Here is a 24,613-nt window from a genome sequence, read left to right as displayed (position 1 = left end):
AAGGGAGGAGTGACATGAACAGAAGCATTCATGCGATTGCAGCTGTCGTATTGATGACCGCTGCCGCGCCATCGGCCGTCGCACAGGAAGCGGCGCAGGAGATCCGTATCGTCCTGCCGGAGCAGCCGGCCAATCTGGAGCCCTGCGGCACCATCATCACCAATGTCGGCCAGATACTCAGCCAAAACGTGGTTGAATCGTTGACCGTCATCGATCCGGTCAGCGGACAGCCCCAGCCGAAACTGGCGACGGAGTGGACCAGCGTGGACCCGACCACCTGGCGGATCAAGCTGCGCGAGGGCGTCAAATTCCAGGACGGAACCGAACTCAATGCGGATGCGGTCGTCTTCTCCATCAACAGGATGATCAGCGGCAAGCTTACCTGCAGCAACATTGCGAAATTCGGCGATGCCAAACTGACGCTGACGCCGGTCGACAAGCTGACCGTCGAAATAAAGTCGGACAGGCCCGAGCCCATCATGCCGACGCTGTTGAGCGTGGTCATGATCGTCTCGCCGAAGACGCCGGTCGACCAGGCGGTGAACGATCCGGTCGGCACCGGCCCGTTCACGCTGTCGACCTTTTCCCCGCAGACCGTGGTGCTGGACGCGTTCGACGGCTATTGGGGCGACAAGCCGCAGATCACCAAGGCAACCTATGTCTGGCGACCCGAATCCTCGATTCGAGCCGCCATGGTGGAGACCGGCGAAGCCGACCTGACACCGTCGATTGCCATCCAGGACGCCAGCAATCCGGAGACGGATTTCGCCTACCTGAACTCCGAAACCACTGCCATCCGCATCGATGCCGCCGAGCCGCCGCTTGATGACCTGCGCGTCCGCAAGGCGCTCAACCTGGCGATCGACTGGGAAGGCCTTGCGCAGCTGTTCGGCGACGACGTCAAGCGTGCGTCGCAGATGGTCGTCTCCGGGATCAACGGCCATGACGATGCGCTCGAGCCCTGGCCGTATGATCCGGAAGAGGCGAAAAAGCTCATCGAAGAGGCGCGCGCGGCGGGTGTCGCGGTCGACACCGAGATCAAGCTCATCGGGCGAAACGGCATCTATCCGAACGGCGCCGAAGCGATGGAGGCGATGATGACGATGTGGCAGGACGCCGGCCTCAACGTCAAGCTGACCATGCTCGATGTCGCCGACTGGCTGCGCTATCTGCAAAAGCCGTTCCCGGCGGAGCGCGGCCCCAATCTCCTGCAGATGATGCATGACAACAACAAGGGCGATGCGGCCTTCACGGTGCCGATCTTCTATCGATCGAGTGGCAGCTACTCGACCTTGGCCGATCCGGCATTCGACAAGCAGATAGACGAGGCACTGGCGGCGACCGGCGAAGCCCGCACCAACAGCTTCAAGGCGATTTTCGGCAAGGCCCGCAACGAAGTGGTGGCGGACATCCCGATGTTCCACATGATCGGCTACACCCGGGTTGGCACCAGGCTGGAATGGAAGCCCGATATCACCACCAACAGCGAAATACCGCTGGCCAATATCGCCATCAAAGACTGAGCGATACGGGGGCGCCAGGCGGTCGTCGCCCTGCGCCCCCGACCCGTTGCCTCCGTCGATATCCGCCGAAGGGCATCCGAAATGATAACCTATCTTGGACGCCGGGCGTCGCACAGCATCCTGTCGGTCATCGGTCTTTTGACCCTGGTTTTTTTCCTGACACGGCTCACCGGCGATCCTTCCGCCTTGTACCTGCCTCTGGACTCGACTGCGGAAGCTCGGGCCGCGTTCGCGCGGTTGAACGGCCTCGATCAGCCGATCCATTGGCAGTTTCTGGGATATCTGCGCGATCTGCTGCAGCTGGATTTCGGTGAATCGCTGCGCCAGAACCGCTCGGCGATGCAGGTCGCACTTGAGGCGTTCCCGGAAACACTGAAGCTGGCCGTCGTCGCGATCACGCTGTCGACCGCCTTGGCAATCCTTGTCGGCTCGCTGGCGGCCGCGCGGCCGGGCAGCATCTTCGACCGTATCGCCAGCCTCGTCTCGCTGGCCGGCGCAAGCGCGCCGGATTTCTGGGTCGCCATCGTCGGCATCCTTGTCTTCGCCGTGGGGCTCGGAGTTTTGCCGACATCGGGCACCGGCAGCTGGGCGCACTGGATCATGCCGACCTTCGTGCTGATGCTTCGCCCTTTCGGTCTCCTGGTGCAGGTCGTGCGCGGAACCATGCTGTCGGCGCTTGCCTCTCCATACGTCAAGACCGCAAGGGCCAAGGGCCTGCCGCGGCAGAAGATCATCTTCGGGCATGCGCTTCGCAACTCCCTGCTGCCGGTCGTCACGGTCGCCGGCGACCTGGCGACCAGCCTTGTCAACGGCGCCGTCGTCGTGGAGTCGATATTCGGCTGGCCCGGCATCGGCAAGCTGATGATCGATTCGATCATCCAGCGCGATTTTGCCGTCGTCCAGTCGACCATTCTGGTGACGGCAACCGCCATCTTCATCCTCAACATCGCGATCGACCTGCTCTACGCGGTTCTCGATCCGCGCATCCGGTACTGAGCCATGACGATCATCACCCCCGACATCAAGCCGGCGGCCGTTCCAGGCAGCGGTCGCGTGCTTTTCGCCTATTTGAAGCGCGACAGGCTTGCGCTCGCCGCTGCTATTTTCCTGGCGATCGTCGTCATCGCGGCGGTCCTTGGTCCGTGGCTGGTGGGCGACGCCGCTTCGCGGCTGGGGCTGCGCCAGCGCAACCTCGCCCCGTTCTCGCTGGCCAGCGGTTGGATCTATGTCCTGGGCGCCGACACCCTCGGCCGGCCGATCCTGGCCAGGCTGATTGTCGGCGCACAGAACACGTTCGGCATTGCCGCGGCGGCGGTGTTCGCGTCGATGCTGGTCGGTGGAACACTGGGCCTGATAGCGGGCTATTCGGAGCGCTGGTACAGCCATCTCATCCTGCGTCTGGCCGATGTCGTCATGAGCTTTCCCTCGCTGCTGCTGGCGCTCATCGTGCTCTACACGCTGGGTCCGAGCATCACCAACCTGGTGATCGTTCTCGCCGTCACGCGCATGCCGATCTACCTCAGAACGGCGCGCGCGGAAGTGCTGGAGCTGCGCGAGCGCATGTTCGTCAGCGCCGCGCGAGCCATGGGCGCGAAGCCGGCCCGGATCATCATCCGGCACATCGCCCCCCTGGTCCTGCCGACATTGGTGACGATTTCAGCCATTGATTTCGCGACCGTCATTTTGTCGGAATCGGCGCTGAGTTTCCTTGGCCTCGGCATTCAGCCACCGGACTTCACGTGGGGTGCGATGGTGGCAAACGGCCGCGGTTATCTCGCCACCGCCTGGTGGATCGCATTCTGGCCGGGCCTTGCAATCATGCTGACGACGCTGTCGCTCAACATCCTCTCGAACTGGGCGCGCACCGTTGCCGATCCGCAGCAACGCTGGCGCCTTCAGACATTGCGAAAAGCTGCCCGATGAGCAACGCGACCATTCTCAAGGTCGAGGGTCTGACCGTCGATTTTCTTTCGGACGATCAGCCGGTACGCGCCGTCGACGATGTCTCTTTCCACGTCAGCCGTGGCGAGACACTGGTGATCCTCGGCGAAAGCGGTTCGGGTAAGAGCGTCAGCACCAGCACGGTGATGGATCTCGTCGACTGTCCGCCAGGCGACATCGTGGCCGGCTCCTGCCTCTTCGACGGCGTCGAACTGTCAGGCCTCGGCGCCGAGGCGCGCCGAAGCATCAACGGCCGCAGGATTGCGATGATCTTTCAGGATCCGCTCGCCTATCTGAACCCGGTCTACACGGTGGGGCGCCAGATCGAGGAGGTCTATGAGAGCCACGGCGCAGAGAGCGGCAAGGGCGCACGCGCCAAGACGATAGAACTGCTTCGGCGGGTCGGCATTCCGGAGCCGCAAAACCGCGTCGACTTCTATCCGCATCAGTTCTCGGGCGGACAGCGCCAGCGCGTGATGATTGCCATGGCGATCGCGTTGAAACCGGACATCCTGATCGCCGATGAGCCGACGACCGCCCTGGACGTCAGCGTGCAAGCGCAGATCCTCGATCTGCTGCGCGATCTCCAGCGCGAAACCGGCATGGCGTTGATCATGATCACCCACGACCTCGAAGTCGCCGCGTCGATGGCGGACCGGATCATCGTCATGAACGGCGGCAAGGTCGTCGAGACAGGCATCGCCAGGGAGGTGTTCAGCAATCCGCAGCACCCCTATACGCGCCGCCTCATCGCCGCCCTGCCCCACGGCAACGCAGCGGAGGCGCCGAACAGGCGTTCGACGGCGATCGCCGGCGAGACGCTGCTCAAGGTGGAACATCTCACCAAGCACTATGAGCTTGCTTCCGGAGCTTTCAGCAGCAAGCGGACGTTCAAGGCGGTGGACGACATAAGCTTCGAGGTCAGGAGAGGAGAAACGCTCGGCATCGTCGGCGAGTCCGGGTCCGGCAAATCGAGCGTCGCGCGCATGCTGTTGGGGCTGAACGCGCCAAGCGCCGGCAAGGCGGTCTTTGCCGGTGAGAACATCTTCGACATGAATGGGAAGCGCCTCATGGCGTTTCGGCGCAAGGTCCAGATGGTCTTCCAGGATCCGTACGGATCGATGAATCCGCGCATGCGCGTTTATTCGATCATTTCCGAACCCTGGGTGATCCACCGCGATATCCTGCCGAAGGACAGGTGGAAGGCTCGCGTGGCAGAGCTGCTGGAATTGGTGGGGCTGTTGCCGGAGCACGCCGAGCGCTACCCGCACCAGTTTTCCGGCGGCCAGCGACAGCGCATCGCCATTGCGCGCGCACTTGCCAGCGAGCCGGAACTGATCGTCTGCGACGAGGCGGTTTCGGCGCTCGACGTCTCTATCCAGGCGCAGGTGATCGACCTTTTGGCCGACCTCAGGACGAGGCTCGGCCTCTCCTATATTTTCATCACCCACGATCTGCCGATCGTGCGCCATTTTGCCGACCGGATCATGGTCATGAAAGACGGACGGATTGTCGAGGAAGGCCAAACCGCGGCGCTGTTCGGGGCGCCTCGCCACGACTATACGCAAAGCCTGCTGCAGGCTGTGCCGCAGCCCAAATGGCTTACGCAGGCTCAATAGTTCCTGGATATCGGCCTCGATTGTCCGCGCGCGCCCAGCTAGCGTTGCCGACTGATGGGCCGAATGCGCTTGACAAAATGGCGATCGCCCGCTCAATTTGACCCATTCACCAGGGGGGTCCCGGCAAGGGGCTGAGATACTGCTGGCTTTCGCGGCGCAGTGACCCGTTGAACCTGATCCAGTTCATACTGGCGTAGGGACGGTGCAAGCGCTTTGCGGGAGTCCATGCCCGAAAACCTGTAAGCAGGCAGACCAAAGCGTCTTTTCATCCTTCCGGCACAGAACTGGGTCTCCAATGCATGAGCAAAGGAGCCTCAAAATGAATGCCATTTCTCCAGCCGTCTCAACGGGACCGCTGCCTGCCTCACGGAAAATCCACAAGTCCGGCGTCCTCTATCCGCACATCAAAGTGCCGATGCGGGAAATCGCCGTCCATCCGACGGCAGGCGAACCGCCTGTCACCGTTTACGATCCGTCCGGCCCCTATACGGACCCGACTGTCGAAACCAGCATCGAAAAGGGCCTCGCCAGGTTTCGCCATGAGTGGGTTACGGCACGCGGCGACGTCGAATTCCACGATGGCCGCAGTGTCAGGCCGGAGGACAACGGCTTTGCGTCAGGTGAGCGCCTGACCCCGGAATTTCCCGTGCGCCACCGGCCGCTAAAGGCAAAAACGGGCAAAGCGGTGACGCAGCTTGCCTATGCGCGCGCCGGGATCATCACCCCCGAAATGGAGTTCGTCGCCATTCGCGAGAATCTCGGCCGCGAGAGCTTACGCGGCGGGATACAGCGCGACGGCAACTCTTTCGGCGCGGCGATCCCGGACTTCGTCACGCCGGAATTCGTGCGCGACGAGATAGCGCGCGGACGGGCTATCATTCCCTCCAACATCAACCACCCGGAGAGCGAGCCGATGATCATCGGCCGCAATTTCCTGGTCAAGATCAATGCCAATATCGGCAATTCAGCCGTCACCTCGTCGATGGCCGAAGAAGTCGAAAAAATGGTCTGGGCGATCCGCTGGGGAGCCGACACCGTCATGGACCTGTCGACCGGTCGCAACATCCACAACATCCGCGAATGGATCGTCCGCAATTCGCCTGTGCCGATCGGAACCGTGCCGCTCTACCAGGCGCTTGAGAAGGTCGGAGGGATCGCCGAGGACCTGACCTGGGAAATCTACCGCGATACGCTGATCGAACAGGCCGAACAGGGCGTCGACTATTTCACCATCCATGCCGGTGTGCGGCTGCACTACATCCCGCTGACGGTCGACCGGGTCACCGGCATCGTGTCGCGCGGCGGCTCCATCATGGCCAAGTGGTGCCTGCATCATCACCGCGAAAGCTTCCTCTACGAGCATTTCGAGGAAATCTGCGACATCTGCCGCGCTTACGACGTGTCGTTCTCGCTCGGCGACGGCCTTCGTCCCGGCTCGATCGCCGACGCCAACGACGCGGCGCAGTTCGCCGAACTGGAAACGCTCGGCGAGTTGACAAAGGTCGCCTGGGCCAAGGATTGCCAGGTCATGATCGAGGGGCCGGGCCATGTTCCGATGCACAAGATCAAGGAGAACATGGACAGGCAGCTCGAAGTCTGCGGCGAGGCGCCCTTCTACACGCTTGGGCCGCTGACCACCGACATCGCACCCGGCTACGACCACATCACCTCAGGCATCGGCGCGGCGATGATCGGCTGGTACGGCACGGCGATGCTCTGCTATGTCACGCCCAAGGAACATCTCGGTCTCCCGGACCGCAACGACGTCAAGACGGGCGTCATCACCTACAAGATAGCCGCGCACGCCGCCGACCTCGCCAAGGGACATCCGACGGCGAAGGTCAGGGATGACGCCCTTTCCCGCGCACGCTTCGAGTTTCGTTGGGAAGACCAGTTCAACCTGTCGCTCGACCCCGAAACTGCGCGCTCCTTCCACGACGAGACCTTGCCGAAGGAGGCGCACAAGCTGGCGCATTTCTGCTCGATGTGCGGGCCGAAATTCTGCTCGATGCGCATCTCCCACGACATTCGGGCCGAGGCACAGAAAGAGGGCATGGCGGCGATGGCCGCGAAGTACCGCGAGGGCGGCAATCTTTACATGCCAGTGGACGGCGAACCGCCCATGCCGAAGATGCCGGAGCCGTCATGAGGCTGCTGGTCAAAGGGGCCGGCGTCGCCGGCCTCACCACCGCCTTCGAACTCGCCGCCCGCGGTGCTGCGGTAACCATTGCCGAGACCCGGCATGGCCTTGGCGGCAACGCATCATGGATGGCCGGCGGCATGCTGGCGCCCTGGTGCGAGCGCGAAAGCGCCGAGCAGCCGGTGCTGGATCTCGGACGCGACGCCGCCGACTGGTGGGATGCGGTCCTGCCGGGTCATGTCACGCGGGCCGGAACGCTCGTTTTGGCAATGCCGCGGGATGCGGGCGAACTCGACCGGTTTGCAAGCCGCACGTCGGGACATCGGCGGGTCGACGAAGACGAAATCGCGCTCCTGGAACCCGATCTCGCCGGCCGCTTCCGTCGCGGGCTGTTCTTCCCGGGCGAAGCCCATCTCGACCCACGCCGTGCAATGGCGGCGCTGCATGAAAAACTCGCCGGAAGCGGCGTCGAGTTCTGCTTCGGAGTGGACGCCCGGCACATGACGGGATTCGACCGCGAGATCCACTGCATGGGAATGGCGTCCAGCGATGAAAGGCTTCGCGGCGTTCGCGGCGAGATGCTGATCCTGCGTACACCGGACATCTCGCTGTCGCGCCCGGTCAGGCTGCTGCACCCGCGTTTGCCGCTCTATCTGGCGCCGCGCGCCGACCACCATTTCATGGCGGGTGCAACGATGGTCGAGAGTCTGTCCACGGAGCCGGTCACGGTGCGGGCGATAATGGAACTCCTGAACGCCGCCTATTCGGTTCATCCCGCCTTCGGCGAGGCCGCGATCGTTGAGACGGGCGTCGGCATTCGCCCGGCGTTTTCCGACAACCTGCCGCGCGTCGAAGCGCATGGCAGGACCGTCGCGATCAACGGGCTCTACCGCCATGGTTTCCTTCTGGCCCCCGCCATGGCGCGCCGGGCGGCCGACCTTGTTTTCGATTCTGACAAACCGGTGGAACTTGCTGATGAAACTGACGGTCAACGGCGAAGCGCATGAGATCACCGCCGCCACCCTGGCGGAGCTTCTCGCGGCGCTCGACTACGAAGGCAACTGGCTTGCAACGGCCGTGAACAGCGAGCTTGTGCACGCGACTGAGCGGGCGCTGTTCCAGCTGAAGGACGGCGACCGGATCGAAATCCTCTCACCCATGCAAGGAGGTTAGTGACGTGATCGAGCTTTACGGAACCAAGCTTCCGTCGCGCCTGCTTCTCGGCACCGCACAGTACCCCTCGCCCGCCATTCTTGCCGATGCGGTCAAGGCATCCTGCGCGTCCGCGGTGACCGTCTCATTGCGCCGCGAAATGGCCGGCGGCAAGGGTGGCGAGAAATTCTGGTCGCTTATCCAATCGCTGCGGCTGCATGTCCTACCCAACACCGCCGGTTGTCACTCCGTCAAGGAAGCCGTCACGACCGCAAATATGGCGCGCGAGGTCTTCGGCACGAACTGGATCAAGCTCGAGGTGATCGGCAATCATGACACGCTGCAGCCTGACGTCTTCGGCTTGGTCGAGGCCGCGCGAATCTTGTGCGACGACGGCTTTGCTGTATTTCCTTACACGACGGACGATCTCGTCGTCGCCGAGCGATTGCTGGAAGCCGGATGCAGGGTGCTCATGCCCTGGTGCGCGCCGATCGGTTCTGCGCTTGGACCGGTAAATATCACCGCGCTCCGCTCGATGCGCGGCCATTTCCCGGATGTCCCGCTGATCGTGGATGCGGGCCTCGGCCGCCCATCTCACGCGGCTCTCGTGATGGAACTCGGCTTCGACGCGGTGCTGCTCAACACGGCAGTGGCCAAGGCCGCCGATCCGATCGGCATGGCGCGCGCGTTCGGCAAGGCGGTCGATGCCGGCCGTGAGGCCTATCGCTCGGGCCTGCTCGAGCCACGCGACCTCGCCGTCCCATCGACGCCGACAATCGGCCGGGCAGTCTTTCAATGAAACTCGATCCTTTTTATCTGATCGTCGACAGCGCCGCCTGGATTGAAAGGCTGGCGCCGCTCGGCGTCAGGCTGATGCAGCTTCGCGTCAAGAACCTCGACGAGGCTGCGTTGCGCGCCGAGATCCGCAAGGCGAAGGCCTTGTGCGCCCGATACAAATGCCAGCTCATCATCAATGACTTCTGGCGGCTGGCGATCGAGGAGGACTGCGATTTCATTCATCTCGGACAGGAAGATCTGCAAGCGGCGGACCTTGCCCGGATAAGGGCTGCGGGTCTCCGTCTCGGCCTCAGCACGCACGACCATCTCGAACTCGAAACAGCCCTTGCCGCCAGACCGGACTATATCGCGCTCGGCCCTGTCTATCCGACCATCCTGAAACAGATGAAATGGGCGCCGCAGGGGCTCGAACGGCTTGGCGAATGGAAGCGCCGGATCGCGCCGACACCTCTGGTCGCGATTGGCGGCCTCAATCCCGACCGGATCGAAGGCGTCTTCGGTGCCGGTGCGGACAGCGCCGCGGTAGTGACCGACATCACATTGGATGCCGATCCGGAAGCGCGAACGCGCCAGTGGATTGAAAAGACGGGCCGATGGCGTTGAGGCGCGAACCGCATGTGCTTGTCGTTGGCGGCTCGGACTCCAGCGGCGGCGCCGGCATAGCCCGTGACATTGAGACGATCTCCGCCCTCGACTTGCGTACCTGCCTTGCAGTTACCACCGTGACGGTGCAGACGCATGAAGCCGTCACGGAAATCCACAATTTGCGACCCGGTCTGGTGGCCGATCAGATGCGTACCGCGCTGCAAGCCAACGCGGTAGGGGCGATCAAAATCGGCATGCTCGCGACGGAGCAAACCGTCGTCGCCGTCGCGGATGTGCTGCGCCAAAACCCACAGATACCGGCAGTCATCGACCCGGTGCTGGTCTCTTCTTCGGGTTGGCCGCTTCTGGACACAGGCGCTATCGGCGTCCTGAAGCATGAACTCATCCCGCTTTGCCGTCTCGTCACACCCAACCTCATCGAACTGGCTGTCCTTGCCGGCTCAGACCTGGCCATCGACGAGGACGGCGTATTGCAACAAGGTCAGAAATTGCTCACCGCCGGATTGCAGGCCCTGCTGATCAAGGGCGGCCACGCCGCGGGGTGTCGATCGACGGACATCCTGCTGCGCGCCGATCAAGAGCCCATCCGCTTCGATGCGCCGCGTCTTGGCGGATCGATGCGCGGGACGGGTTGCGCGCTGGCCAGCGCCATCGCCGCGCACCTGGCAAACGGAAGCCTCCTTGAAGACGGCGTGCGCAAAAGCAAGCTGTTAGTTTTCGAGCAGCTTCGGAAATCGATCTCTCGGGATTGAGGCGGTTGAGCTTGGCGGGGGCTTTTCTGGGCAGCAAGCTGGCGGCCGGTTCTTCGCCTCCCTTCGGAGAGTCTCTCAGACAGCACGCGAAGTAAATCGCCATGTCGGCTCTTGTCTCAAGCGATGTCGTCGCGAATGCAGGCCTTCAGATGGTCGTCGGACGTTGTTGCCCGCAACGGCGGGACGATTCCGGCGCAAGCGTCGAGGGCAACCGGGCAACGGGTTCGGAAAACACACCCGGTCGGCGGATTTGCCGGGCTTGGAATGTCGCCCTTCAGCACCTGCCGGCCTTGCCTGGCCAGTGGGTCGAGCGACGGAATGGCCGAAAGCAGCGCGCGCGTATAGGGATGCTGCGGCCGGGCATAGAGCTCGGCAGCAGGCGCGACTTCCATGATGCGGCCGAGGTAGAGGACGATCACCGTGTCGCAGATATATTCGACGACGGCCAGGTCATGCGAAATGAACAGCATGGTCAGGCCGAGCCGGACCTGCAGGTCGCGCAAAAGATTGATGATCTGCGCCTGAATGGAGACATCGAGAGCAGAGACCGGCTCGTCGGCGACGATGAATTCGGGTTCGAGCGTAAGCGCCCGGGCGATACCGATGCGCTGGCGCTGCCCGCCCGAAAATTCGTGGGCGTAGCGATCATAGGCATCGGCCGGCAGTTCGACCGCAGCAAGCGCCTTCTCAGCCTTCTCCCGCCGCTCGCGCCTGCTGCCGATGCCCTGAATATCGAGGCCTTCGGTCAGGATCTGACCGATGGTCATGCGCGGCGACAGGCTGGCGAACGGATCCTGGAAAATATACTGCATCTTGCGGCGCTGGCGGGCCAGCGGCCCGGCGCTCAGCTTGGTGATATCGACGCCGTCAAACCTTATTTCGCCGGACGTCGGCTCGATGAGACGCAGCACCGAGCGGCCGATCGTGGTCTTGCCCGACCCGGATTCGCCGACGAGGCCGACCACCTGGCCGCGCGCGATGTCGAAGGAAATATCGTCCAGCGCCCTGACGACGGGACCGCGCGCGAACGCCGTCGGCGCAAAATGCTTGGTCAGGTTCCTGACTGAAAGGAAGGGAGCGTCCACTGTCAGAGATCCTCCCAGCGCAAACAGCGGCTTTGCTGGGTCGACGTCGCCGCGAACAATGGCGGTACAGCAGTGCGGCAGGCATCGACAGCCAGGGCGCAACGCGGCGCGAAAGAGCAGCCCTTGGGCAGCAAGGCAAGCGATGGAACATTGCCGGCGATGGTCGGCAGCGGCGTTCCTGCTGCCTTGAGCGTGGTGGCTTGGCCAAGCCGCGGCACCGAACGCATCAGCCCGGCGGTGTAGGGATGACGCGGACGGTTGAACACCTCGCTCACCGGACCCGATTCCACGATGCGCCCGGCATACATCACCGCGACCCGGTCGGCGATCTCGGCAACGACGCCGAGATTGTGCGTGACGAATAGAATGCCCATGCCGCGTTGCGCCTGCAGCGCGGCCAGCAGGTCGAGAATCTGGGCCTGGATGGTGACGTCGAGGGCGGTGGTCGGCTCGTCGGCGATCAACAAGGTCGGATCGCACGACAAGGCCATGGCGATGGTGGCGCGCTGGCGCATCCCTCCCGACAGCTCATGCGGGTATTGCCGCGCCCGCCGATCAGGGTCGGGAATTCCGACCTGAGCCAGCAGCCGCACGGCATCAGTGGCCGCATCACGGTGCGATCTGCCGAGATGGATGCGGATCGGCTCGGCGATCTGTTCGCCGATGCTGTAGACCGGATTGAGGCTGGTCATCGGCTCCTGGAACACCATGCCGATGTCGTTGCCGCGCACCTTGCGCAGCGACTCGGGATCGAGGCCGGTCAGTTCGGTGACCGTGCCGTCCCTGCGCCGCAGCGCGATCGAGCCCTCGGCAATGCGTCCGACCTTCTTCGGCAGCAGGCCGATGATCGACAGGCTGGTGACCGACTTGCCCGATCCCGACTCGCCGACCAGCGCAACCGTCTCGCCCGAACCTATCACCAGGTCGACGTCCTGCACGGCGGCGATGTCGCGTCCGGCGATACGGAACACCGCTCGCAGACCGGAAATCGAGAGGATCGGAGCGTCCACGGTCAGCGCAGCAAGCCGACGTCGCGAAGGATGATGTCGACCTTTGCGGCTTCCTCGTCGTTCAGGCTGCGTTGCGGCCGCGCCATGGTGTTGGAGGCGATGATGCCGAGGCTCCTCATCGCGGTCTTGAAGGCACCGACCCCGGCCGAGCCGGCGCTCGTCCTGCCGAGCGAGATCCAGACGATCTCGAACAGCTTCAACAGCCGCTCCTGCTCCAGGCGGGCCTCGGCGTGCCGACCCGCCTGCATCAGGTTCCACAGCCTGACGTAGCCGTGCGGGTCGACATTGGCGAGGCCCGGCACGACCCCATGCGCGCCCATGGCAAGCACGCTGTCGACCAGGATCTCGGACCCGGTCATGCCGAAAAAATTCGGGTCGTTGGCCATGTCCTTGAGCACATAACGCAGATTGCCGTCGTCACCGCTGGAATCCTTGATGCCGGCGATAACGCCCTCGCTGGCCAGGCCGACGGTGGTCTGGCGCTCCAGCTTGACATGGACGCAGACCGGGATGTCGTAGGCGATGATCGGGATGTCGACTGCGTCCTTGATGTAGCGGAAGTGATCGCCGATCTCGGGCTGGCTGGTGCGGGCATAGAACGGCGCGGTGACCACGACTGCGTCAGCGCCGGCCGACCTGGCGATCAGGGCGTGGTTGATGACGCGATCGGTTGTCGGGTCGATGACTCCGGCGAAGATCGGAACGCGGCCATTGTTGACCTTGACCGCGTGCTCGATGATGGCCCGGCGGCCGGCCTCGTCATGGAAGATCACCTCGCTGGTCGAGCCGAGCACGAACAGGCCGTGAACGCCGCCGTCGAGCAGGTTTTCGATGGTCCGCGTGAACGACGCAAAATCGACACTGAGATCGGAATGCAGTGGGGTGACGACGGGTGGCACGACACCGGTAAACAGGGGCATTTTTTCAAAAACCTTCAGGTCAGTTGAGATCGGAACGAGGGTCGAATGCATCGCGCAGGCCATCGCCGATGAAGTTGATAGCCAGCACGGTGAGCACGAGTACGGCGCCGGGAAACATCCATTGCCAGGGGTATTGCTCGAGCACCACGGTGGAGCGGGCGAGATTGAGCATGTTGCCCCAACTGGCTTCGGGCGGTGCGATGCCGAGGCCGAGGAAGGAAAGGCCGGCTTCGAGCAGAATGGCATTGGCGATCTGCAGCGTGGCGTAGACGACAAGAATGTCGATGCAGTTCGGCAGGCCGTGGCGGAACAGGAGATGCGGCAGCCCCGCCCCCATGCCACGGGCGGCGACGACGAAGTCACGCTCGCGCAGCTCGAGCAGCCGGGCGCGCACCATGCGCGACAGCACCGGCCAGGAGAGCAGCGAGATCACCAGGATGGTCGGCGCGATGCCGGTGCCGGCGATCGAAGCGAGCACGAGCAGGAAGATCACCGGCGGCAGGGTCATGGCGAGGTCGACGAAGCGCATCACCGTGCCGTCGACAAGGCGCCCGCCGAAGCTGGCGACAGCGCCGACCAGGAAGCCGATGACGATCGAGATGGCGACCGAGCAGACGGCGACCAGCAGCGAGATCCGTCCGCCTTGCAGCAGCCGGGCCATGACGTCGCGGCCGACGCCGTCGCTGCCGAGCCAATGAATGGCGGACGGCCCCTTGTTGATCGCCCTGAGATCGATGGCGTTGGGGCTGAACGGCCACCACAGGGAATAGGTCGAGACCGCCAGCAGAATAGGGATGACGATAAGCAGACCGGCGCGCGCCGCACGATTTTCAAAGAACCGGCCGAGCGCGCGGCGAAGCGGTCCCTTGGTTTGCGGCCCGGCTGTCGGGTCGATTGTCGGATCTGGTGCGGTGATCGTCATCACGACACCTGGATGCGCGGGTCGACGACGGCATAGACGATATCGGTCAGGAGATTGACCAGAATGACGCAGATGCCGATTACCAAAGTGGCGCCCATGATCACAGGGTAGTCCCTTGTGCCGACGGCGTTGACCAGCAGCAGGCCCATGCCCGGCCAGTTGAACACGCTTTCGAGGAAGATGGCGCCGCCGATCGCTATGCCGACCGTCGACCCGATCAGGGTGATGACCGGTAAAAGCGCATTGCGGGTTGCATGCTTGATGATCACCCAGAATTCGCGCACGCCCTTGGCACGTGCGGTCCGCACATAGTCCTGGTTGAGCACTTCCAGCAGCGACGCGCGCATGTAGCGCATGATCAGCGCGGCGTGTCCGATGGACAGCAGGCAGGCGGGCAGGACCAGGTGCGCGAGCACGTCCGCTACGGAAAAAGGCGCGCCGGCGGTCTGCATGCCGCCTGATGGCGCCCAGCGCAGCAGCACCGAGAAAAAGTACAGTCCCAGAAGTGCCGTTAGAAACGCCGGGCTGGAGATGCCGACGAAGGAAACCACCGACAGCGCGATGTCGGGCAGCGTGTTACGGCGGACGGCGCTGAAGATGCCGGCGGAAATGCCGAGCACAATGGCGATGGCCAGGCCGGTGCCCATCAACAGCGCGGTCGGGCCGATGCGCTCCATGACCAGCGGCAGCACGCCAACGCCGCTGCGCTGGATCGAATAGCCGAAGTCGCCGCCGAGCGCAGCGCGAAGCCAGGCGAGGTATTGCACGGGAAGCGGCTGGTCGAGCCCAAGCCGGTCGCGCAGGACTTCGAGGTCGGAAGCCGTCATCGGGCTGGACGGATTGATATAGGCATCGATCGGATCGCCGGGCGCCAGCCGCAGAAGGATGAAAATGAGGACGCTCAGGGCGACCAGCATCAACAGTCCTGTAGCGCTGCGGCGGGCAATGAAACTCAGCATTGGCTGTCCGTGGCGATGGTGAGCGGAGCCGGCATCGTGCCGGCCCGTATCATTGGCGGGCCGGAATGGCCCGCCAGCCGTTTTACTGGATGTCCCAGCGTTCCGGGTGAGCCGCATAAGGACCGCCGCCCGGCGCCGGCGTCCAGACAAAGTCACGTAGCCTGTTGGAGGCTACGCCATAGCGGTTGGCCACCCATAACGTCGCCCAGGGCAGATCCTTGTTCATCACCTTGCAGACTTGCTGCCAGGATTGATCGATCTTGGCCGGATCGGTCTGGGCGAGCGCAGCGTCCAACGCGGCGCTGAGATCATCGAACTCGATGCGCATGGTGTTGAAGCCTGCCGGCGGAATCTGGGACTTGTTGAGACCCGGGCTGATGCCGGCCGGATTGGGACCGTTCTGCAGGCCGGCATAGACCATCGCAAACGCGTTCCAGTCCGGCGTGCCTTCCTTGTAGACGATGCCGTTATAAGTCGGCGTATCGACGACGCGCGGCACCACATTGATCCCGACCTCGGCCAGCATCGACTGGATGGCAGCCATCACGTTGGCGGCTTGCGGCGAGCCGTAATAGGTCAGCAAGGTGATCGGCTTGTCGCCGTTGATCTTGTCCCAGCCGGCCTCGGCAAGCAGAGCCTTGGCTTTGGCCGGATCATAGGCATAGGGTTCGAGGCCTTCGGGAAGCAGGTGCGGCGCGACGTAGCCGCAATTGGCCGGTTTGGCCGCGCCGCCATAGAGGCTCTCGATGATGGCATTGCGATCGATCGCGTACATGATCGCCTGGCGCACGCGAACATCCTTAAAGAGCTCGACCTTCTGGTTGAGGCCGATGTAGTTGACCACATAGGAGGCGCCCTCGATCACCTTGAAATTGCTGTCGCTCTTGAAGGTTACCGCGTCGTCGGGCTCGACATAGGTGAACTGGATTTCGCCGGCGCGCAGCGCCGCAACGGCCGCCGCCGGGCTCTCGAAATACCTGTTGATGAGCACGTCGACCTTCGGCTTGCCGCCGCGATAGTCGTCATCCGCGGCCAGTTCGACATATTGATCGCTGACATAGCGCTTGAACTTGAAGGGGCCAGTGCCGACCGGCGTCGTGGACCACCAGGTGCTCGTGGCCAGCGTTTCCGGCGGCATCGCGGCCAGGGCATGCTCCGGCAGGATCATCACCTGCGAGAGAATCGACAGGAAGGAGCCGTTGGGCTTCGACAATTTGACGACCACGGTGCGATCGTCCGGCGCGTTGACCGACGCGATGTCGCCAAGGCGCGCGGCAAACAGGCTGCCGGACGCCTTGTTCCTGGCGAGCTCAAGCGTGAATTTGACGTCCTTGGACGTGAACGGCTTGCCGTCGTGCCAGCTCTCCTGGGCAAGGTTGAACGTGTAGGTCAGCTTGTCGTCGCTGACCTTGTAGTCCTTGGCCAGATCGCCTTCGAGCTCGGTCAGTTCGGCGTTGTAGATGACAAGCGGTTCAAAATAGGTGCTGAGCCAGGTAAAGCCGCCGGTCGCAGCCAGCGGATTGAAGTTCTTGGGAAAGCCGCCGGGGCCGACATCGAAGCCTCCGGTGATGGTCTTGGCGCCCTGTGCCTGGACGCTGGTGGCAAGGCTAATGCCGCCGAGCAGCAGCCCGGTGATGGCCAGATGACGAGCTATAGTTCTGATGCGCATGGTTTCCTCCCTTGGCATTCTCAGGTAGTTCGGCGTTGGGTCAGGTAATCCGGTTTTTGGCGATCACTTGCTGAATACCCCTGTAGTGGTCGTCGAGGCGCTCGCGCGCCCGGTCGACGTCCTTGGCGGCGACCGCCTCGACGATCTCGTGATGGTCGCGCCAGGTCGCCAGCGGCGTCGGATTGTCGAGGCTGGTGAAATTCGAGGCCTTGTTGAACGCCACCCAGAAGATGTCGATCAGCGCGCTCAACATGTGATTGTTCTGGCAGCGGAACAGCAACTGATGGAATTGCTGGTCCTCTTCGGCAAAGCTCTCCTGGCGCTCGGCGCGCCGCCGCATGCTTTCGGTCAGCTGGCGCAGCGCGGCGATGTCTTCGGCGCTGATCATCTCGATGGTTTTTGCGATCAGGCCGGTTTCAAGGACACGGCGGATCTCGCGCAGTTCCTCGACGTCGCGCAGCGAATCCTGCAGGCCGTATGCCAGATTATCCAGCAACGGCTTGAAGGAGAATTCCTTGACGAACACGCCAATGCCGCGACGCGTCTCCAGAATGCCGATCGACTCCAGTGCCTTGATCGCTTCGCGCACCGAGTTGCGGCCGACGCCGAGCCGCTGCGCCAGGAAGGTCTCCGGAGGCAAGGGGTCCCCCGCCTTGAGCTGGTTACTCTGGATATATTTCCTCAGGCTCTCCTGCACGCTAACGTGAAGCAGCGGCGGTCGGGCCAGCGGTTCGATCGATTTTTGGTCCGGGTTCAACTTGGGTTCCGAGCTCAACTTGGGTTCCGGCATTTTTCTCCCAGCGCCGCTGCAATTGCGGCCGATGGCGCGTCGAAAAGCGGTCGATGCTTGTAGCATAGCGACTTGTAGGATATCCTGCAAGCAAGAGGATTCCACGCTGAATGAAGATCGTCCTGGCCGGCTCAAGCCATTGGCACGCCGAAATGCATCTCGACGCTGCACGTTTTTGCGGCGCCGAGATTGCCGGCATCTGGGATGAGGACGCGCAGCATGCGCGCGCCTTCGCGACGCGCCATCATTTGCCGTTCATCGCCGATTTTGCGAAAATCCTCTCCGGCCCGCCGGACGCGATCCTGCTGATGGGACACCCTTCGACGGTGCCGGCGCGGGCCCGTGCCGTGATCGAAGCCGGCATACCGCTGATCCTGGAAAAGCCGGCGGCCAGCAGCACCGCAGCGTTGGCCGCGCTCAGCGAGCTGGCGAGGCAGCACCAGGCCTTTGTCAGCGTTCCCCTGCCCAACCGCTTTGGGCCGGCCGCCACTGCCTTTGAACGGCTGCGCAGCCAAGGCCGCGCCGGTGCGGTTGCGCATTGCCAGTTCCGGCTGGTCAATGGCCCGCCGCAGCGCTATGCGGCCGACGGCGTCGCCTGGGTGGTGGATCCGGCGATCGGCGGCGGCGGCGCGCTGAGGAACCTCGGCATACACGGCGTCAATGCCGCGCTCGGCCTGGCAACCGGCGCGCTCAGGCTAAAAACCGTTTCGATCGAGAACCGCATCCACCGCGCCCCGGTCGAGGACCATGCGCTGCTTGTGCTGCAAGACGCTGCCGGAGCGTTGTTCGTCGTCGAGGCCGGATACACTTTCGCTTCGATGCGCCCCGGCGGCGATTTCGAATGGCGTATCGTCAGTGAGAATGCGACCCTCATCGACTATGGCGAGCGCGCCTTCTGTGCGACGCTCGACGATGGCGCTATCATCGAATTGCCGATCGAATTGCCGGCGACGCGCTACCGCCTGTGCATGAGAGACACGCTCGACCGGCTGGCTCGAAAAGCGCCGCCGGCGACTTCGATCGATGACTATGTTGCGGCGATGTCGCTGATCGACGCCGCGTATGAAAAGGCAGGACGATGATTGGAATAGGTATTATCGGAGCGGGCGATTTCGGCGCCGCCCATGCAAGGGCAATCAAGCAGGTGCAGGGCCTGCATCTCGTCGCATCGTGCCGCGGGAACAACGATGCCCTGGCCGCCTTCACCAGCGAACATGGTGGTCGCGGCTACACCGACTGGCGCAAGCTGCTCGACGACAAGGAAGTCGAGGCAGTCCTCATCGCCAGTCCTCACCATCTGCATGCCGAAATGGCGATCGGCGCGGCGAACGCCGGCAAGCATATCATGCTCGAAAAACCGATGGCGCCGACGGCGGCGGCCTGCGATGCGATCAACGCCGCCGTGGCCGCCGCTGGCGTCAAGCTGATGGTCGCCCATCTCATGCATTTCGCGCTGCCTTGCATGGCGGCCAGGCAAATGCTTGAGCAAGGAACGCTCGGCCGGCCGCTCGTCGGATCGAGCTGGATCATCAAGCTGTGGATGGAGCACAATCGCCGCGACTGGCATCTGCGCAAGGCCACCGGCGGCGGCATGCTGTTGACGGCCGGCATCCATGCGCTCGACCGCCTCGTCTGGCTCATGGATGACGACGTCGTGTCGGTGAGCGCCATGCTTGGCGCCATGTCCCATGATCAGGAAGCCGACGACACCGCCCTGCTCGGACTGCGCTTCGCCGGCGGCGGGCTCGGCCAGGTGCAGAGCGTCGGCTATCGCAATGGCGCGGCCGGCTACGTCATGGACCTGGTCTGCGAGCAGGCAACGCTGCGCATCGACATGGACCGCGGCACGATGCTTGGCCGCGACACGGCCTGGACCGACCTGCCCGGCTCGTTCGAGCCGAACTGGATGCATGCCGCGCTGGTGCGCGAATGGAGCGCGATGCGCGATGCCATTGCCGACGACAAGCCGGTGCCGGTCGACGGCGCCTATGGCCGCAAGATCATCGCCATTATCGAGGCCGCCTTTGCGTCGAACGAAACGCGCCGCGAGCACGAGATCGCCGATGCGCCCTGAGCTCGACGATCACCCGAGCCACTTGCCCGCAGACGCGCCGCGCGGCGTCTGGGGCGCGGTGATGCTGGCCATCGACGATCGCGGGGCAATCGACTGGGAAGCGACGGAGGAAACGATCGCCCGGCTCTGCGCATCAGGCGTCGACGGCATCTATTCCAACGGCACGGCCTGCGAATTCCACTGCCAGACCGAGCCCGAGTTCGACCGGCTTTGCGCCCTGGTGGCCGCGATTGCCGGCCGCGCGCGCCTGCCCTTCCAGATCGGCATCAGCCAGTCCAATCCGCGCGTCGCACGCGAGCGGCTGATGCGGGTGTCGGCGATTCGTCCGGCCGCGGTGCAATTCACCTTGCCCGACTGGTGGCCGCCCAGCGACGGCGAGGTCATGTGCTTCGTCGGCGGCCTGTGCGAGACCGCGCCCGACATGCCGCTGGTGCTCTACAATCCACCGCATGCCAAGCGCCGCCTGACGCTCGAAGCCATCGCCAGGCTGCGTGCAGCGGTGCCGTCGCTGGTCGGCGCCAAGCTGCCGGGCGGCGACCCCGGCTGGTACGCCGACATGCGCCGCGAACTGCCGGGATTTTCGGTCTTCGTGCCCGGCCATACGCTGGCGACCGGATTTGCCCAGGGAGCGCACGGCAGCTACTCCAACGTCGCCTGCCTTAACCCCAAGGGCGCGGTACTGTGGTGGCAGACGATCCGCACCGACGCGGCGGCCGCTGCCGAGGTCGAGACGCGCATCCAGGCCTTTCTCGCCACCCACGTACTGCCCTTTCGCGCTCGCTATGACGTCAGCGATGCGGCGCTCGACAAAGCGATGGCGGCGGCCGGCGGCTGGGCGCCGCTTGGCCCGCGACTGCTCTGGCCTTACAGCTCGGTCCCCGACGAGGCGATCGCGACGCTGGCCGAGGCCGCACGCATGACCTTTCCCGAATGGTGGCAGTGACCTCGGCTATCGCATGTGCCTGCCCCCTGATCCAAGGGGAACAACCATGGCCTGTTCCGGATTTGACGCCTGACAGACTCGTGGTCATGCTGGATCGATGACAAGAGGTGTACTGCTGGACCTCGCAGGCGTCATCTATGATGGCGAGACCGCCATACCAGGCGGGATCGACGCCGTCGCGCGTTTGCGCCAGGCCGGCTTGGCCATACGCTTCATAAGCAATACCACGCGCTCGTCGAAACAGAGCGTTCTCGAACGTCTGCAGGCGATGGGGCTCACCGTTACCAGGGCAGATGTTTTCACCCCGGCGCACGCTGCACGCGAATGGCTGCTTCGCAATGGCCGTGCGCCATATTTGCTGATTCACCCCGGCCTTGCGCCGGACTTTTGCGAACTGCCGGATCGCGACAAGCGCGCCGTCATCGTCGGCGACGCCGGAGACGCCTTCACCTATGCGGCGTTGAATGACGCGTTCCGCGAGCTGAGCGCCGGGGCCGAATTGCTGGCCCTTGCCACCAACCGGACGTTTCGGGATGCCGACGGCGAGCTCAGTCTCGATGCCGGGCCATTCGTCGCGGCATTGGAATTTGCCTCGCTGAAACGCGCAACCGTTCTCGGCAAGCCGTCGTCGGAATTCTTTCTGTCGGCGCTGGCAAGCATGGACTGTGCGCCAGACCAGGCGATCATGGTCGGCGACGACGCCGAGGCCGACATAGCTGGCGCGCTAAGCGCCGGACTGTCGGGCGCCTTGCTGGTGCGGACCGGCAAATACCGGCACGGCGACGAGAAACGGTTTGATCCGCGCCCGACCGCAACCGTCGCCGATCTTGCGGCGGCGACCGACTGGATCCTTGCGCGCCGGGACTGAACCGGCCGTACAGCGTGCGCTTCGCTTGAGATCTCCGGGCTAGGTCGTCTGGCGCTCCATTTCCACCTCGGCCCCCAGACTTTCGATGTCGCGGAAGATCGAAGCGACAGCCAGCGTGCGCCCTTCGCGCTTGAAGCGGAGCAGGCAATCCTTGGCAACGATGTCGCCATCGATCGCGATCTCGTCCCATTGCGCGGCATGGCCGACATAGTTGATGGGAACATCGTAGTGCTGGCTCCAGAAGAACGGCACGGCGACGAATTTCTGGCGATGGCCGAGCATGTTGAGGGCCGCGGTTTGCCCCTGCCGCTCGGCAACCACCCAATGCTCGACCCGAATGTTCTCGCCACTGTGAGGATCCGGCCACCGCGCAATGTCGCCGGCCGCGAAGATGCCTGGTGCGCTCGTCTCCAAAAAGGCGTTTACGACGACACCGCGGTCAAGGGTGAGCCCCGCCGTTTCGGCAAGCCCTGTCCGCGGTCGCACGCCGATGCCGGCGACGACGAGATCCGCCGCCAAAATATCGCCACCGCTGAGTTTCACCTCGCTGGCGTCGATGCTGCTCGCAGTGTCCTCGAGATGGAATACGACCCCATTCTCCTCATGCAGGGCGCGGATGAAGTCGGCCATTTGCGGACCCATGATCCGTTCCATCGGCCGTTTTTCCGGCGCCACGACATGAACTTCGATCGCGCGCGAGCGCAGCGCCGCGGCAACCTCCAGGCCAATGAAACTGGCGCCAAGCACGACGGCGCGGCGCGCAGTCGTGGCTCGCTCGATGATCGCCTTGCAGTCTGCGAACGAGCGCAGCGTGTGAACATGTGGCTGGTCGGCGCCTTGTATGGTCAGGCGAACCGGTTCGGCTCCGGTCGCCAGGAGTAGCCTGTCGTAGGCAGTCCGGGCCCCGTCCGCGAGCACAACCTCGCCAGAACGCGTATCGATGCTGGCGACATCCGCATTGAGGCGCAGGTCGATGCCGTTCTTCGAATAGAAGCTTTCTCGGCGCAGCGGAATCCAATCCTCCGGTGCTTTGCCGGCGAGGTAGTCCTTGGAAAGATTGGGCCGATCAACCGGCGGCGCTTCGTCGTTGCTGAGCATGACAATGCTGCCTTGATAATGTTCGCGCCGCAGTGTTTCTGCCGCCGCGAAACCTGCGGCGCCGCCACCGACAATGACAATTTTTTCGGGAGCCTGGCTGGAGCCGCCAGGGCGCGGCTTGGACACCGTCCGCTTGCGCTTCTCGCCCACGACTATCCGATCATCGCGTTGTTCCACCGACCAGCACGCGAGTGGACTGAAAGCAGGGGCGCGCAAGGCCTCGCCTGTACGCAAATCAAAACACGCGTGATGCCAGGGACACCGGACGGTGTCTTCCGCCACAAGACCGTCGACGAGCGGCCCGCCATAATGTGTGCATGTCGCGCCGATGGCGAAGATCTCGGCCCCGCGGCGCACCAGCAGCACCGGCTCATCGCCGCAATGGCCGAGGAGCTTTCCGCCATCGGCAAGGTCGGATAACGCGATACCCTCGACCAGATCCGGCCCGGTTGGTTTGGCATGATCTTCAGCCATTTTCCTCTCCCTTGGCGCGATCCAGAAAATCGCCTGTACGGCCGAGAAGCGGGAAATCGTCAGGTCACCAGCCTCGGAATACCTTCTGCTTGGCCAGCGCGCCTTCAGGTTCTCGGACACCGCTTGTGCCCAAACGTCCGGCCGCGTCATTCGTTGCCAGTTGCGCAGTACACGCCGTCGATTTCCTGGCGTTTGGACTCGTTGCCGAAGGAATGACGCCGTCGCGTAAACTTTTTCGCCGGACATGCGTTGTCCCTTCTCCAAGCCAAGGAGGCAGCCATGCAGATGAAATCGGAAATCGCCGGCGAGGCCGCCAAGCAACGCCACATCCAGCGCGGCATCGACGCCAAGGACAAAACGAAGGGCAACGGCAAGCAACAAGGCGCCATGCAGGCCGGAGCACGCAAATATCCCGAGCCGCCCTTTCCCGAGCAGCACCAGCCGAAGCCAGGGCATGAATGGGCGATTGAGCCGGCGCCGCTTTACGACGCGCCATTCTATATCGGATCAAAAAAGCTGGACGGCAAAGTGGCCGTCATCACCGGCGGCGATTCCGGCATCGGCCGAGCCGTGGCCGTGCTCTATGCGCGCGAAGGCGCCGATGTGGCGATCGTCTATCTGTGCGAGGACAAGGATGCTGAAGAAACGAAGAGGGCCGTAGAAGCCGAGGGCCGGCGCTGCACGCTGGTCAAGGCCGACGTCAGCGAACGCCACCACTGCCACAAGGCTGTGACTAACGTGGTGAAGGAATTTGGCCGGATCGACGTGCTGGTCAACAACGCCGCTTTCCAGGTCCATTCCAGCGACTTCAGCGAGCTAACCGAGGAGCATTTCGACACGACGCTGAAGACCAACCTCTACGGCTATTTCCACATGGCGCAGGAGGCCGTTCCGCATATGAAGCCCGGTTCGGCGATCATCAACAGCGGCTCCATAACCGGCATCGAGGGCTCGAAGCAGCTGGTCGACTATTCGATGACCAAGGGCGGCATTCATGCCTTCACGCGCGCACTGTCCGGCAACCTCATCGAAAAGGGAATTCGGGTGAACTGCGTGGCGCCAGGCCCGGTGTGGACCCCGCTCAACCCGTCGGACAAGCAAGCCGGCGACGTTTCGAAATTTGGCGCAGACACACCGATGAAACGGCCGGCGCAACCGGAGGAGATCGCGCCCGCCTATGTGTTCCTCGCCTCGCCGCATTGTTCAAGCTACATCACCGGCGAGATATTGCCGATCATCGGCGGCTACTGAGAACGTGTCGCCCGCACTG

23 protein-coding genes and 1 riboswitch are annotated in these 24,613 nt (G+C 63.6%); of the genes, 15 read left to right on the top strand and 8 right to left on the bottom strand.

Annotated features, from left to right (window positions below):
* Positions 1-14: 14 nt before the first annotated feature.
* From AC0L2A_RS08745 to AC0L2A_RS08700, 10 genes are all read left to right on the top strand, one after another.
* Positions 15-1,523 (top strand): ABC transporter substrate-binding protein, encoded by a 1,509-nt coding sequence (locus AC0L2A_RS08745; RefSeq protein ID WP_473608388.1) that lies wholly within the window; start codon positions 15-17, stop codon positions 1,521-1,523.
* Positions 1,524-1,604: 81 nt separating this feature from the next.
* A complete protein-coding gene (locus AC0L2A_RS08740) occupies positions 1,605-2,519 on the top strand; it encodes an ABC transporter permease (RefSeq protein WP_473608386.1) in 915 nt (304 codons plus the stop codon).
* A gap of 3 nt (positions 2,520-2,522) precedes the next feature.
* Positions 2,523-3,446, top strand: a complete 924-nt coding sequence (locus tag AC0L2A_RS08735; RefSeq protein WP_473584247.1) for an ABC transporter permease — start codon at positions 2,523-2,525, stop codon at positions 3,444-3,446.
* Positions 3,443-5,083, top strand: coding sequence for an ABC transporter ATP-binding protein (locus tag AC0L2A_RS08730; RefSeq protein WP_091590315.1), 1,641 nt, complete (start codon positions 3,443-3,445; stop codon positions 5,081-5,083). Before AC0L2A_RS08735 ends, AC0L2A_RS08730 begins: the two co-directional genes overlap by 4 nt.
* A 101-nt stretch (positions 5,084-5,184) precedes the next feature.
* Positions 5,185-5,301: riboswitch (TPP riboswitch) on the top strand.
* A gap of 101 nt (positions 5,302-5,402) precedes the next feature.
* Positions 5,403-7,232, top strand: coding sequence for a phosphomethylpyrimidine synthase ThiC (gene thiC / locus AC0L2A_RS08725; protein WP_473608385.1), 1,830 nt, complete (start codon positions 5,403-5,405; stop codon positions 7,230-7,232).
* A complete protein-coding gene (thiO, locus tag AC0L2A_RS08720; RefSeq protein WP_473608384.1) occupies positions 7,229-8,230 on the top strand; it encodes a glycine oxidase ThiO in 1,002 nt (333 codons plus the stop codon). The genes thiC and thiO overlap by 4 nt, the downstream gene beginning before the upstream one ends.
* Entirely contained in the window at positions 8,199-8,396 is a 198-nt protein-coding gene (gene thiS, locus AC0L2A_RS08715) for a sulfur carrier protein ThiS (protein WP_287100067.1), read from the top strand. The genes thiO and thiS overlap by 32 nt, the downstream gene beginning before the upstream one ends.
* A 4-nt stretch (positions 8,397-8,400) precedes the next feature.
* A complete protein-coding gene (locus AC0L2A_RS08710; protein ID WP_128172631.1) occupies positions 8,401-9,174 on the top strand; it encodes a thiazole synthase in 774 nt (257 codons plus the stop codon).
* Positions 9,171-9,776 carry a thiamine phosphate synthase gene (locus tag AC0L2A_RS08705; RefSeq protein WP_473608382.1) on the top strand — a complete coding sequence of 202 codons (606 nt, stop codon included), beginning with the start codon at positions 9,171-9,173 and terminating at the stop codon, positions 9,774-9,776. The genes AC0L2A_RS08710 and AC0L2A_RS08705 overlap by 4 nt, the downstream gene beginning before the upstream one ends.
* On the top strand, positions 9,767-10,531 hold the full coding sequence (locus tag AC0L2A_RS08700) for a hydroxymethylpyrimidine/phosphomethylpyrimidine kinase (protein WP_473608381.1): 765 nt from the start codon (positions 9,767-9,769) through the stop codon (positions 10,529-10,531). Before AC0L2A_RS08705 ends, AC0L2A_RS08700 begins: the two co-directional genes overlap by 10 nt.
* A 116-nt stretch (positions 10,532-10,647) precedes the next feature.
* Here the strand turns inward: AC0L2A_RS08700 and AC0L2A_RS08695 are convergent, their stop codons facing one another.
* The 7 genes from AC0L2A_RS08695 to AC0L2A_RS08665 all read right to left on the bottom strand — a co-directional run bounded on the left by AC0L2A_RS08695 (position 10,648) and on the right by AC0L2A_RS08665 (position 17,886).
* Positions 10,648-11,616 carry an ABC transporter ATP-binding protein gene (locus tag AC0L2A_RS08695; RefSeq protein WP_473608379.1) on the bottom strand — a complete coding sequence of 323 codons (969 nt, stop codon included), beginning with the start codon at positions 11,614-11,616 and terminating at the stop codon, positions 10,648-10,650.
* A 2-nt stretch (positions 11,617-11,618) separates the two neighbouring features.
* Positions 11,619-12,626 carry an ABC transporter ATP-binding protein gene (locus AC0L2A_RS08690; RefSeq protein WP_128247496.1) on the bottom strand — a complete coding sequence of 336 codons (1,008 nt, stop codon included), beginning with the start codon at positions 12,624-12,626 and terminating at the stop codon, positions 11,619-11,621.
* A 2-nt stretch (positions 12,627-12,628) separates the two neighbouring features.
* On the bottom strand, positions 12,629-13,546 hold the full coding sequence (locus tag AC0L2A_RS08685) for a dihydrodipicolinate synthase family protein (protein ID WP_473608378.1): 918 nt from the start codon (positions 13,544-13,546) through the stop codon (positions 12,629-12,631).
* A gap of 19 nt (positions 13,547-13,565) precedes the next feature.
* The gene (locus AC0L2A_RS08680) at positions 13,566-14,468 is read right to left on the bottom strand and encodes an ABC transporter permease (RefSeq protein ID WP_287327350.1); all 903 of its coding nucleotides are present in this window, start codon (positions 14,466-14,468) and stop codon (positions 13,566-13,568) included.
* Positions 14,468-15,427 (bottom strand): ABC transporter permease, encoded by a 960-nt coding sequence (locus AC0L2A_RS08675; RefSeq protein WP_473608377.1) that lies wholly within the window; start codon positions 15,425-15,427, stop codon positions 14,468-14,470. Before AC0L2A_RS08675 ends, AC0L2A_RS08680 begins: the two co-directional genes overlap by 1 nt.
* Before the next feature lie 82 nt (positions 15,428-15,509).
* Positions 15,510-17,096, bottom strand: a complete 1,587-nt coding sequence (locus AC0L2A_RS08670) for an ABC transporter substrate-binding protein (protein ID WP_473608376.1) — start codon at positions 17,094-17,096, stop codon at positions 15,510-15,512.
* Positions 17,097-17,136: 40 nt separating this feature from the next.
* Positions 17,137-17,886, bottom strand: a complete 750-nt coding sequence (locus AC0L2A_RS08665) for a FadR/GntR family transcriptional regulator (protein ID WP_023801363.1) — start codon at positions 17,884-17,886, stop codon at positions 17,137-17,139.
* A 110-nt stretch (positions 17,887-17,996) separates the two neighbouring features.
* Between AC0L2A_RS08665 and AC0L2A_RS08660 the strand changes: the two genes are divergently transcribed.
* From AC0L2A_RS08660 to AC0L2A_RS08645, 4 genes are all read left to right on the top strand, one after another.
* On the top strand, positions 17,997-18,968 hold the full coding sequence (locus AC0L2A_RS08660) for a Gfo/Idh/MocA family protein (RefSeq protein WP_473608374.1): 972 nt from the start codon (positions 17,997-17,999) through the stop codon (positions 18,966-18,968).
* The gene (locus AC0L2A_RS08655; protein ID WP_473608373.1) at positions 18,965-19,960 is read left to right on the top strand and encodes a Gfo/Idh/MocA family protein; all 996 of its coding nucleotides are present in this window, start codon (positions 18,965-18,967) and stop codon (positions 19,958-19,960) included. The genes AC0L2A_RS08660 and AC0L2A_RS08655 overlap by 4 nt, the downstream gene beginning before the upstream one ends.
* Entirely contained in the window at positions 19,950-20,903 is a 954-nt protein-coding gene (locus tag AC0L2A_RS08650) for a dihydrodipicolinate synthase family protein (RefSeq protein ID WP_473608372.1), read from the top strand. The genes AC0L2A_RS08655 and AC0L2A_RS08650 overlap by 11 nt, the downstream gene beginning before the upstream one ends.
* A 97-nt stretch (positions 20,904-21,000) precedes the next feature.
* The gene (locus AC0L2A_RS08645) at positions 21,001-21,771 is read left to right on the top strand and encodes a TIGR01458 family HAD-type hydrolase (protein WP_473608370.1); all 771 of its coding nucleotides are present in this window, start codon (positions 21,001-21,003) and stop codon (positions 21,769-21,771) included.
* Positions 21,772-21,810: 39 nt separating this feature from the next.
* Here the strand turns inward: AC0L2A_RS08645 and AC0L2A_RS08640 are convergent, their stop codons facing one another.
* Positions 21,811-23,343: an FAD-dependent oxidoreductase gene (locus AC0L2A_RS08640; protein ID WP_473608369.1), complete on the bottom strand. Its 1,533-nt coding sequence runs from the start codon at positions 23,341-23,343 to the stop codon at positions 21,811-21,813.
* A gap of 279 nt (positions 23,344-23,622) precedes the next feature.
* Between AC0L2A_RS08640 and AC0L2A_RS08635 the strand changes: the two genes are divergently transcribed.
* Positions 23,623-24,594, top strand: coding sequence for an SDR family oxidoreductase (locus AC0L2A_RS08635; RefSeq protein WP_473608368.1), 972 nt, complete (start codon positions 23,623-23,625; stop codon positions 24,592-24,594).
* Positions 24,595-24,613 lie beyond the last annotated feature (19 nt).

This window comes from Mesorhizobium sp. WSM4844 (assembly GCF_055811775.1).
Note: the sequence above shows the minus strand (reverse complement) of the source record. Positions and strands in the feature narration are given on the sequence as shown.